We start from the raw sequence: 10467 nt of genomic DNA, 5'->3' as shown, positions 1-10467 counted from the left end.
GGGGAAGTCGCCATCTCGGGCGCGCCTTTCTTTTGCTTACTTTTCTTTGGCAAGACAAAGAAAAGTGAGTCAGCCCCGGCAGGGGATGAAACAAGAGATGCACCACCAACAAAGAACCCCCGCCCCTTCCCACTTCCACCTCCATCATCGCAGCGCGAGCGCTACTGAATCACCAGCCCATTCGGCCCCACCACCCCCAACTCCACATAATGCGAGCCCGGACGCGTGCGGTCGGAAAAATCCACCACAAATCCGCCACCCACATCGAAGTTGCGCAGATGGGCCAGCTCCCGGCGCACCTGGTCGCGCGTAGGCTTGGGGCCGGCGCGGCGCACGGCTTCGGCCAGCACCTTGGCCGCCACAAAGCCTTCCACCGCCCGGAATGACAGTTCGACATCCTTGGCGCCGACGGCCGCGCGTGCGCGGTTGAATTCGCGGATGACGGGGTTCACGCCCTTGCCAGGGTTGGGCATCACGAGCGCGAGGGAATAGCCGCGCACCGCGTCGATGCCGGCCACCTTGAGCAGGATGCCCGGATCAATCGACGACAGCCCAAGCAGCTGCGCCCCACCGCCCCGCGCGCGGTATTGCTTGATGAACTGCGCGGCGGGCTCCGCCGTGGCGCCCAGGAAGACGGCCTGCACATCGGCGCCGAGCAGCTTGTCGACCGCGGCGCTCACCGAGGCCGTATTGCGCGGGTACGAAGCCGTGGCCCCAATCGTGAGTTTGTACGGCTGGAGCGTGCGTTCCACGCCGGCCAGCACCTCCTTGCCCAGCGCATCGTCCTGATACAGCACGCCGATGCGCGTGACGCCGATGGTGACGAGTGCGCCCACCATCTTGTCGATCTCTTGCTGGTAGCTGGCCTTGATGGGAAACACCAGCGGATCGCCGGTCATGCTGGAGGCACCGGTGGCGGGGCCGACCAGCGGCAGATTGGCTTCGGCCAGCACGCCGTTGCGCATGAGCGCTTCCACATTGGCGGTGCCGACCACGGTGAGCGCTGCCACAGGGTTGTCGATCTTGGCCATGTCGCGCACGTTGCGGACGGTCTGCTCGACCTTCTGCTCGTCGTCGCGGGCGACCAGGCGGATGGTTTCGCCGTTGATGCCGCCGTCTAGGTTGAGCCAGTCGAAATACAGCCGTGCGCCGGCGTTGAGCGCCCGCCCCGTCGCGGCCTGGGTGCCGGACAGCGGCAAGGATTGGATGATGCTGATGTCGGCGTGGGCGGCTGGCGTAGTCAACGCGGCCATGCATGCCACACACGTGGCAAGCGCAGCCCATGGCCGCAACCATCCCATCGCCCCGCGCGCCCCCCGGCTACGCGTGTGATTTCCCGTTTGCATTGTTCGCACCCATTTCGCCGCGTGCCTCGTGGGCAACGGCGTTTTTGTCGAGACCGCTTCGGCAGTCCGCTTTCTAGTGTGGCGCCCCACATCATCGGCGCCGGGCGATAGCCTGCCATCGACGTCTGGCTTCGACAAGTCCTGGCGCCGCATTTACACTGGCCCGACCGTTTCTGTCGCAAACCCGCCATGCCACAGCGCCTCCTGCCCACCGATATCGAAGGCCGCACACCGCCCTCAGCGGCGCATCCGGTGCGGCTCTACACCCGGCAGATGGAGGCCAACACGCGCTTCCCGCGCCACACGCATCCGTGGGCGCAGGTGGCGTATAGCCACAACAGCGTGCTGCGCGTGCAGGCCGGCGACACCGCCTGGGTGGTGCCGCCTTCGCGGGCGATCTGGATTCCGCCCGGCATCGAACACGAGGTGTGGGTGGTCGAGGCCGCCTTCCTGCGTACGCTGTATGCCGACCCGTCCGTGGTGACGGGCACGCTCGCGCAGTGCCGCGTGATGGAGGTGTCGCCGCTGCTGCGCGAGCTGATTGCCGCGATGGACGTCCGCCAGCCGCTGCCCGCCGCGCGCGAGCAGGCGCTGGCCACGCTGATCCTCGATGAGCTGCGCCGCAGCGCCCCGCTGCCGCTGGATCTGCCCATGCCCGCCGACAAGCGCCTGCGCGCCCTGTGCGAACGCGTGATGGCCGACCCCGGCACCTCGCTCACCTTCGACGCCCTCGCCCGCGACGTCGGTGCCAGCGCCCGCACACTGGCGCGCCGCTTCCGGGACGAACTGGGCGTGAGCTTTTCGCAGTGGCGCCAGCAGGCCGTGCTCGCCAGTGCCATCCCGATGATGTCGCAAGGGATGCCGCTGTCCCGCGTGGCGCAGGAGCTGGGCTACAACAGCCAGAGCGCGTTCTCTGCGATGTTCCGCCGGGCGTTCGGCAGCAGCCCGAGCGCGTTTCTGCATCGACCGGGCGGCGAAGACGCTTAGCGCGCCTACAACGCCCCGAACTGCTGCGCCTACAGCGGCGGGATCGTCATCGCCGGCAACAGCACCGCAAACCGCGCTCCGCCTGCCGCACCGGCATCGAGGCGGACGTCACCGCCATGCACGAGCGCAATACGCCGCACGATCGCCAGCCCCAGGCCGAAGCCGCCGGTGTGGCGGTCGCGGCTGGCGTCCAGGCGCAGGAAAGGCTCGAACACGCGCGCGCGATCCGGCTCGGGAATGCCGGGGCCATCGTCTTCCACCGTCAGGCGCAGCGCCCCCGAAGGCCCCGCTTCAGCGCGGATGGTGATCGTATTGCGGGCGTAGCGCGCAGCGTTGCGAATCAGGTTGAGCAGCGCACGCGCCAGCAGGCGCGGGTCGCAGACGTGGTGCACCGGAGCGCCCTCGGCATGCACGGCCAGGGTGAGCTGGCGGTCGGCCACGTCATTGGCAACGCTGGCGACCACGCTGTCGAGCCACTCGTCCACCGCGACGCGCATCAGCACAAGGTGTGTGGCGCCCTGCTCCAGGCGGCTCAACGCCAGCAATTCGCTCACCAGTTCATCGAGTTCACGCACGTCGCGGCGCAGCGCATCGAGCCGCAGGTTGTGCTGCGTTTCTGACGACGGCGAGGACGGCGAGGGCGCCGGCGACGGCGGCGGCGACTGCAGCAGCGCGATGCCGAATTCGAGCCGCGCAATCGGCGTCTTCAGCTCATGCGAGATGCCGTTCATCATCTCGCGCTGGTGCTGGATCGAGCCCTGGATGCGCTCGGCCATCTCGTCGAACTGGCGCGCCAGCGCATACACGTTCGAGCGTCTGCGCAGATTGGCGCGCGTCCCCAGGTTGCCGGCCCCAAAGCCGCGCGCGGCGTCTTCCAGCACACGCAGGTCGCGCCAATGCATCCAGACCCAGAGCAGCAGCGGCAGCAGCGCGGCAATGGCGATCAGCGCGTAGGCCATGAGCTGGATGCCGAGGTAGTCCATATCAGCGCTGTAAGCGTGCAGCACGGTGCCGTCGCGCAGCGGCAGGTAGTAATCCTTGCCGTTGGTCATCAGCACAAGCTTCTTGTCGGCAAGATCGCGCCGTTGCTGCGCGGAGAAATTCGGTACGGTGTCCGGATCGACGATGTCGAACTTCTCCCAGGCGTTCTTGTTCAGGCGCGCGATGGCGGCATCGCGGCCCGCGGGGCCAGTGAGGTCGGCGCGGTCCAGATACTCCTGTAGCACGAAGGCGTAGCCCTTGCGCACCTCGCGCTCGCCGTGCGTGAGCGTGTCGTGGAACATCCACACGAACGACTTGTTCACGCCGATCAGCGCGAGCGCGGCCGCCACCACGACCATCGCATACAGCTTCAGTAACGACTTGAGCACGCTTCAGTCCTCCCACGCCGAGGGGCTGAACAGATAACCGCGTCCCCAGATTGTCTTGATCTTGTGCGGCTCGGGCGAGGCATCGCCAAAGCGGCGGCGCAGGCGCGAGATGCCCGAGTCGACGGTCCGGTCCAGGCCGTCGAATTCGATGCCGCGCAACTGCTTGAGGATGTCGTCGCGGCTGAGCACGGTGCCGGCCGCGCGCGCCAGGATCAGCAGCAGGTTGAACTCGGCCGTCTTGAGGTCGACCGGCTGGCCGCGCCACGTCACGGTGCGGTTGGGCGGCGAGATGGAAAGTTCGCCGAAGACGAGCGTGTCGTCGCGCGGCGCCACCGGCTCGGACGTCGACATGACAGGCGTCGAACGGCGCAGCAGCGCGCGAGCCCGGGCGACCAGCAAGCGCGGCTCGATGGGCTTGAGCACGTAGTCGTCGGCGCCGATTTCCAGCCCGGCCACCTGGTCGTACGTGTCGACACGCGCGGTCAGGATCAGCACCGGCACGCGCGAGAACGCGCGGATGCGCCGGCACACTTCCATGCCGTCCATGTGCGGCAGCATCAGGTCGAGAATCACCAGCGCGGGCTGGTGTTCACGCACGGCGGCCACGGCAATGTCGCCGCGGCGCACCACTTCCACTGCAAATTCATAGTTGCCCAGGTATTCGCCGACAAGCTGCGCGAGGCGGTCGTCATCTTCGATCAGCAACACCTTGGTCTTGAGCGGCGCGTCGGTCATCGCGGTCATCGCCCGTACCCCCGTTTCTTCTTGTGTTGGCGCGCAGTGTACGGCGCCGGCCTTGCGAGCGGATGGGGCGGAGAAACTTGCAGACACTCGCGCACAATTGCGCACAACTTCCCGGCAATTTCCAGACAGACGTGCGCGTGGCATCTCGCCAGACTGCGGGCTCTCTCTCAAGAGGTCCAACAAGAGGTCCTACGTGCTCAATCGTCTCTCCCCCCGGTTTTCCGTCGCTTATCTGGCCGTGCTCTCCGGCATGTGGCTGTCGCCGTCTTCGGTGTATGCCGATGAATCGTCGTATTCCCTGTCGCTCAACGCGGGCGTGGCGCCGCGCTACCAGGGCAGCAAGGAGTACACCGTGACGGCCGGCCCCGGCTTCCGGGCAGATTTCGGCAACGGCTGGTTCATCGACCCGACGCAGGGCGGCGCAGGCTATGCCCTCCGCTTCCTGAACGGCATGTTCGCCTCGGCCGCGCTGTCGTACGACCCGGGCCGCTCCGACACCAACCGCTACGGCCGCCCCGGCTCGGATCACCTCAAGGGCATGGGCACCGTCAAGGGATCGCTGCTGGGCGTGTTCACGGTGGGCGGCAAGCTGATCGGCGACACCACGGGCAGCGCCACGCTGGAAGTGCCCATCACGAACCGCGAGCGCGGCTGGTCGGGCCACATTGACGTGGCCGCGCCGGTCGTGAGCTGGGGCAGCGACAAGATCACCGTGAGCCCGAGCCTGCATTTCGGCTCGAGCAAGTACATGCAGACGTACTTCGGGGTGACGCCGCAGCAATCGGCCAACAGCGGCTTTGCCGAGTACAGCGCGAGCAGCGGCCTGCAGGCGGCCACGCTCACGGTGGCCTGGACGCATACGTTCTCGCGCCACTGGGCGGTGCAGACGGCGGTGGGCACCTCGCGCCTGCTGGGCAACGCGGCCAAGAGCCCGATCGTGCAGAACAAGCAGAGCTACTTCGGCGGCACAGGCCTCGTCTACACGTTCTGATCGGGCCGCCAATCAAGCGAGGGCGTCCAGCCACGCCACGGTTTCGCGCCACCACGGCGCGCCGGACGATGCGCGGAAGAAGCCCATGTGGCCGACGCCCTTGGCACCGAGCGCCGCGCCGCTCACCTGGCGGCGCGTGACGCGCGCGGCGGGAAACTGCGCGATGAGCGCATCGATGGCGTGGGCCGGCGCCATCGGGTCATCGTCAAAACCCCAGGCGAGCAGCGGAACGGCCAGCCTCGGGTAACGCGACGTATCGAGCCCCGCGCCGGGCGCAAAGAGATAGCCCCGCCGGCGGGCAAGACGCGCCCAATCGCCAAGGATGGCGGCCGGAATTGACATCGGCCCCATGCCGACGGCCGCCAGCGGCAGCATGCCGCCGCGCACGCGCGCCACCGCCAAGGGAATCCGCACATGCAGCAGCCACGCGAGTTGCGGACGCGTCAGCAACCCGCGCCACGGCCACAGCCGTGCATTCGCCAGCGACACCGCCACGTGCACCAGCGCATTGGCGTGCACGATGTGCGGCGCCAGCCCCGCCAATTGCCCGCCCGCGCTGTGACCGAGCACCACCAGCCTGTGGCCGCTGCAGCCCTCGGGGACGAGCGTGTCGTGCACCCATTTCAGCACCGCGTCGATGTCGTACCGGCCCCAATCCGCAAAGCGCGGCGCGCCCGGGCCGGTTGCTGCCGCCTCGCCAATGCCGCGGTAGTCGAACGTCACCACACGCCAGCCCGCCAGGCACAGCGCCCGCGCAAACGCCGCGTAGAACTGGCGCGGCACGCCCAGCGCCGAGCAAATCACCACCGTGCCGTGCGCGCCCAGCCCGGGGCTGGTGACCGTCACTGGCAGCGTCCAGCCGTCGGCCGTGCGGACGTGGTCGTCGCGAGTGGGAAGGGCATCGGCGGGGTAGTCGATCGATTCGCGCTGCATGGGCACTCCGCTCGGGCTATCAAGTTGGGATGGACCGAGTATTGGCGGCGCAGGATGCGGTCACAATTACGCGACAGGTAATCGCGGCAGCTACCCGACTCTGCTTCAATAGGTGACATGACGCCCACCAAGCCCGTCCCCGCCTCGTCCATCGACGAAGACACCCTCATGCTTGAAGACGCCCATGCCCCTCATGGCGCCCAAGCGGCCCAAGCGGCAATCGAGCCGCCTGAAGCGGCGCTCTCGCGCTTCCCGCAGTTGCTGCGTTTCTGGCGCACGCGGCGCGGCTATAGCCAGTTGGCGCTGGCCCTGGCGGCGGGTGTGTCACAGCGGCATGTGAGCTTTCTGGAATCGGCCCGCGCAACGCCCAGCCGCAACATGATCCTGCAACTGGCCGAGGAGCTGAACGTGCCGCTGCGCCATCGCAACCAGATGCTGCTGGCCGCCGGTTTCGCTCCGGCCTATTCCGAACAGGGCCTCGCCACGCCGGCCGATGAAACCTCGCCGATGATGCAGGCGGTGCGCCACGCGGTGAAGCTGATCCTCGACAAGCAGGCGCCGTATCCGGCCATCGTGCTGGACCGTTTCTGGCACGTGCTCGACGCCAATGCCGCGCATCGCCGCCTGATGCGCTGGGCCATCGGCGACGACCGGTCCGAAGGCGCGCCGGGTGCCGTCAACATGATGAAGCTGGTATTCGACCCGACCGCGCTGTGGCCGGCCATCGCCAACCGCGATGCCGTCGGCCGCTACCTGGCCCGGCGCGTGCGGCAGGAACTGGCCCTGCAGGCCATCGACCCGGCGACGCAGCGGCTGCTGCACGACATCCGCGCGATGCAACCGGCGCTGTTCGATGCGGCGGATGCGCCGGCAGCCCACGCTACGCCCGCACAGGACGCCGGCGATCCGCCGCCCTTCCTGCCCATCTCACTCCAGCGCGACGGGTTGACGATCTCGCTGTTCTCCACGCTCACCACGCTGGGCACACCGCGCGACGCCGGGCTGCAAGAGATGCGCATCGAGTGTTTCTATCCCGCGGACGAAGCGTCGCGGCGGGCGTTGGAGCGTATTACGCTGTAAGCCCTCAGAACTCAGTCGCCTACGTCCCACCGAACCAAATTAGTGCAGCATTACCGAATCGGCGTCCTCACCGTCACTCCACACCGTACATTGATTGGCCCCAAACACCGATACCGCCCGATCTGTCGCCTTCGCCGTCAAGAGAAGCGCTACTTGCTGTTTTCCGACAGAGGTTCCTCTGTCTTTGATCATGTAGTAATCGGTTTGCGATGCACAAACCGGTCGACTTTGGTTTGTTGCGCTCAAGGAAAAATATGTAATGTCTGATCGCACGGCAATGTAGTTCACTTTTCCCGTCGCGGCTCCGCAAAACGCTGAAGCCGATGCGATAGCGGCCATAGCTTCGATGATCGAACGAATAGCAACGTTTTTTTCATGGATATTTTTTCGAAGTTGATTTTGCCCGGGGGCTCGACGTTGTGCATCGCGAACTCCATCCGGCCGATGACGCCTCACGGGACCTTGGAGCGCGCAACACTGTCGCGCTATGTCCATCCCGCATATGGGCCGTCAGTGACTGTCCGGCATGGATGCGGCAGGAATGCGGTCAGGCAATGAGCCATCGGGGTTGAGTGGAATCCCTATACCCGCAAATTTTTCTCGCTGCCAATGGCAGCGGTCGTCGATCGCCTCAGCTAGTTTCAGCAAGCCCTCAACATCGGGCCGCTCAGGTTTGCCCGATACCAAGTTGTCGGGCACATTGACACTAAAGCTCACCCCTCCCTTCGCCCAACTCAGCAGCCATACGGCTGCGCCGGTGTCGGATGGATATGACAAGACAATGCTCGCGGGCGCCCCTTTCACACGAAACCGGTGCAGAAATGCGTACGCGCCAAGCTTGCCACCAGCCGCCCAAACATCGTCACGAATCAGCACGAACTCTGTCTTATCCGGCAACACATTCACGGATGTCCAGCGCCCGGGAAATTCCCGTATAAAGCCGAGCGTGTGTGCAACGCCTGAAGTGCAACGCTTGGCCTCCGCCGACACAGCTACATCACGATCGTTCTTCGCGTCTTTTTTCATTGCGCGCTTCGCGGATCGAACAACATCGACACCGTCAGATCGCAACCGGAAATAGCCTTGAGGGTCCAGCGTGCGATTCGCCATCAGCTGCACCTTCTTTTTCTCATCAAGGTTTTGTTCGAAACAAATTTCTCCCTCTTGGATATCTTTAAGACAATCCATGTTGGCTAAACTTGCTGTATCGACCTCTGCTGTCGAATTCCCGCCTTTTACCACAGCGATACTCACCGCCCCCGCAGCGATAGCTCCCAGTATCCACCACCTGCGACTCATCGCTGTTCAAACCCCCATTCGGTGAGATTGCAGGTCTGCGCCCGCGTTCTCGGCAACGGGCGACTTCGGCCTTCTTTGGGGTCATATACCCAATGGTCGCCAACCACGTCCATCTTTATACTCGGCCCGTGAATGTATGCATCGTAACCAATGTTGTCGTATATATCCGGCCTACCAGCTCTTGCGCTATATAGGAGCCCACGATTGGCCATCAGAATGCGTAGTTTGTTGTCCGAAAGAATGTCGTCGTTTGGACGCTGTGCCGCCCAACGCGAATATCTTGTATCTATGTATTTCACAAACCCGTTGGCTTTAGTGTAAATATAAGGCGTCGATGCCGAAAATAGATAATACCTAGCTTCCAGCCAATCAACTGTAATCGACTCGTTGATCCAGTAGTCTCTCTTTTCAACCCTGTAAGGAAGACCGAACGTCGACTTGGATGCTCCCAGCAGAATGAAAAGTTGGTGGGCAGCGTCTTGTAGTGTTTCGGGTATTTTACTGAATTGGCAAGCGCGACTAAATTGAGAAAGCGCGCTCGCGCTTCCTGGCAATAGCAGGCAAGAAATCGCGCCGACAATCAAAATGTGTTTCCAACGGCGCCTTTGAGAGCAATTCATCTCAAATCCTTAAGCAAGACCGGGTGATCAATTTTTGGCAAAGTGCTCGGCGGTGGCCCGCCGGGCACTGGCAAATCAATCATCCCAGGCTCTGGAGCTGGTGTACCACCCCCGCCGCCCTCATCAGTACTCTCAAACAAGTGAGACATATACGGAGATGGGTCACCGAACCTAATACCGTTGTTTGCAAGCTGATACTGAAACGGAAAACTCTTGCACCAAAGAATCGGGAAAACACCTTCCCATATGCACGGCACCCTTACCTGAAAGTCAAACTGCACTTCAGCACCGGGCAGAACCATGGCAGGCAACCCCACGGCGCTAGCAATAAACTCATTGCCGCTGGTATTTACGAGGACGACTTCGCCGGCTCGCCACGTCGCCGTACCGGCATTACGGAATTTGAGCGAAACCGAGTGAGTCCGATCGAGGCGAAGCTTCTTTGCTGGAAAGCTCTGCGCGACAAACGAAGACAGGTAGGTCGAGGGCTTCCCGACGGCCATGAGCGGCACGTCGAGCAGGTCGTCGTCTTGGGGGCCGATCTGCTGTGCCACAGCAGGAGACACGGCGATAGCGCTAGTCAGCAATATCGCCAAGAGAGCTGAGGAATTTTTCATGCCTCGCGCTCACTGCTCGCGGTTGTCAACAAAGTACGGTGTCAAGGCCACCCAACTGCCCAACTGAGCGCAGGTTCTTCCGTCGGAAAAGTAGATGCCGACAATCGATTTGCGGGTCTGTGCGACTGTCATCAAGGAATACCAGCCCTTGCAAGCGGCTGCTTGCACCTGTGTGTTCGCGTTGACTTCGCATACCCGCCAAACCCCATGCCCATTGTCGACATGGAGGCCACCGTCCGCGCTCAGCCCCAAATATTGAATCTGGCCGCTGCAAGCGTAATTGCTGGCATGGGCGATTTGGATGGACAGCAGAACGCCACAGCCTGCTAAGACAGTTCGAAGCACGCGCATCAAAGTCTCCCTCTCTGGGATCAAGTAGAAGAAGGACTCTAGTCAGCAGTGAGTCGAAATATTGGAGCCGTAACGCAAATTGACAGGCCGGTGGCGGGCGTTGGAGCGTATTACGCTGTAACTGCACCC

11 protein-coding genes are annotated in these 10467 nt (G+C 63.8%); 3 read left to right on the top strand and 8 right to left on the bottom strand.

Features of this window, described 5'->3' with window-relative positions; translation table 11 throughout:
* Positions 1 to 161 precede the first annotated feature (161 nt).
* Entirely contained in the window at positions 162 to 1346 is a 1185-nt protein-coding gene (locus N511_RS0117430) for an ABC transporter substrate-binding protein (protein ID WP_027680452.1), read from the bottom strand.
* Between the two features lie 189 nt (positions 1347 to 1535).
* Between N511_RS0117430 and N511_RS0117425 the strand changes: the two genes are divergently transcribed.
* Positions 1536 to 2333 (top strand): AraC family transcriptional regulator, encoded by a 798-nt coding sequence (locus N511_RS0117425; RefSeq protein ID WP_027680451.1) that lies wholly within the window; start codon positions 1536 to 1538, stop codon positions 2331 to 2333.
* Positions 2334 to 2362: 29 nt separating this feature from the next.
* Here the strand turns inward: N511_RS0117425 and N511_RS0117420 are convergent, their stop codons facing one another.
* Positions 2363 to 3703, bottom strand: a complete 1341-nt coding sequence (locus tag N511_RS0117420; RefSeq protein ID WP_027680450.1) for an ATP-binding protein — start codon at positions 3701 to 3703, stop codon at positions 2363 to 2365.
* A gap of 3 nt (positions 3704 to 3706) precedes the next feature.
* Complete coding sequence (locus tag N511_RS0117415; protein WP_027680449.1) at positions 3707 to 4438, bottom strand: response regulator transcription factor; 732 nt, start codon at positions 4436 to 4438, stop codon at positions 3707 to 3709.
* 202 nt (positions 4439 to 4640) lie between these two features.
* Between N511_RS0117415 and N511_RS0117410 the strand changes: the two genes are divergently transcribed.
* Positions 4641 to 5438 (top strand): MipA/OmpV family protein, encoded by a 798-nt coding sequence (locus N511_RS0117410; RefSeq protein WP_037027112.1) that lies wholly within the window; start codon positions 4641 to 4643, stop codon positions 5436 to 5438.
* 12 nt (positions 5439 to 5450) lie between these two features.
* Here the strand turns inward: N511_RS0117410 and N511_RS0117405 are convergent, their stop codons facing one another.
* The gene (locus N511_RS0117405; protein ID WP_027680447.1) at positions 5451 to 6371 is read right to left on the bottom strand and encodes an alpha/beta hydrolase family protein; all 921 of its coding nucleotides are present in this window, start codon (positions 6369 to 6371) and stop codon (positions 5451 to 5453) included.
* Between the two features lie 117 nt (positions 6372 to 6488).
* Between N511_RS0117405 and N511_RS0117400 the strand changes: the two genes are divergently transcribed.
* On the top strand, positions 6489 to 7451 hold the full coding sequence (locus N511_RS0117400; protein WP_027680446.1) for a helix-turn-helix domain-containing protein: 963 nt from the start codon (positions 6489 to 6491) through the stop codon (positions 7449 to 7451).
* A 510-nt stretch (positions 7452 to 7961) separates the two neighbouring features.
* Here N511_RS0117400 and N511_RS0117395 read toward each other — a convergent pair.
* Genes N511_RS0117395 through N511_RS0117385 form a run of 4 tightly spaced genes read right to left on the bottom strand, consistent with a single transcriptional unit; the run spans position 7962 to position 10338 of the window.
* On the bottom strand, positions 7962 to 8705 hold the full coding sequence (locus N511_RS0117395; protein ID WP_155954067.1) for a hypothetical protein: 744 nt from the start codon (positions 8703 to 8705) through the stop codon (positions 7962 to 7964).
* A 41-nt stretch (positions 8706 to 8746) separates the two neighbouring features.
* Positions 8747 to 9370, bottom strand: a complete 624-nt coding sequence (locus N511_RS25280; RefSeq protein ID WP_155954066.1) for a hypothetical protein — start codon at positions 9368 to 9370, stop codon at positions 8747 to 8749.
* Complete coding sequence (locus tag N511_RS0117390; protein ID WP_027680444.1) at positions 9367 to 9987, bottom strand: hypothetical protein; 621 nt, start codon at positions 9985 to 9987, stop codon at positions 9367 to 9369. The genes N511_RS25280 and N511_RS0117390 overlap by 4 nt, the downstream gene beginning before the upstream one ends.
* Before the next feature lie 9 nt (positions 9988 to 9996).
* The gene (locus tag N511_RS0117385; protein WP_027680443.1) at positions 9997 to 10338 is read right to left on the bottom strand and encodes a hypothetical protein; all 342 of its coding nucleotides are present in this window, start codon (positions 10336 to 10338) and stop codon (positions 9997 to 9999) included.
* Between the last annotated feature and the right edge of the window lie 129 nt (positions 10339 to 10467).

It is taken from the genome of Ralstonia sp. UNC404CL21Col, from assembly GCF_000620465.1.
GTDB classification, from domain to species: Bacteria; Pseudomonadota; Gammaproteobacteria; order Burkholderiales; family Burkholderiaceae; genus Ralstonia; species Ralstonia flatus.
This window is presented reverse-complemented; position numbering and strand designations above follow the sequence as displayed.

What these genes read in the sequence shown, in the direction of transcription:
- N511_RS0117430 (WP_027680452.1), bottom strand. Translation starts at nt 1,346, where the DNA reads ATGCAAACGGGAAATCACACGCGTAGCCGGGGGGCGCGCGGGGCGATG.
- N511_RS0117425 (WP_027680451.1), top strand. Translation starts at nt 1,536, where the DNA reads ATGCCACAGCGCCTCCTGCCCACCGATATCGAAGGCCGCACACCGCCC.
- N511_RS0117415 (WP_027680449.1), bottom strand. Translation starts at nt 4,438, where the DNA reads ATGACCGACGCGCCGCTCAAGACCAAGGTGTTGCTGATCGAAGATGAC.
- N511_RS0117405 (WP_027680447.1), bottom strand. Translation starts at nt 6,371, where the DNA reads ATGCAGCGCGAATCGATCGACTACCCCGCCGATGCCCTTCCCACTCGC.
- N511_RS0117400 (WP_027680446.1), top strand. Translation starts at nt 6,489, where the DNA reads ATGACGCCCACCAAGCCCGTCCCCGCCTCGTCCATCGACGAAGACACC.
- N511_RS25280 (WP_155954066.1), bottom strand. Translation starts at nt 9,370, where the DNA reads ATGAATTGCTCTCAAAGGCGCCGTTGGAAACACATTTTGATTGTCGGC.
- N511_RS0117390 (WP_027680444.1), bottom strand. Translation starts at nt 9,987, where the DNA reads ATGAAAAATTCCTCAGCTCTCTTGGCGATATTGCTGACTAGCGCTATC.
- N511_RS0117385 (WP_027680443.1), bottom strand. Translation starts at nt 10,338, where the DNA reads ATGCGCGTGCTTCGAACTGTCTTAGCAGGCTGTGGCGTTCTGCTGTCC.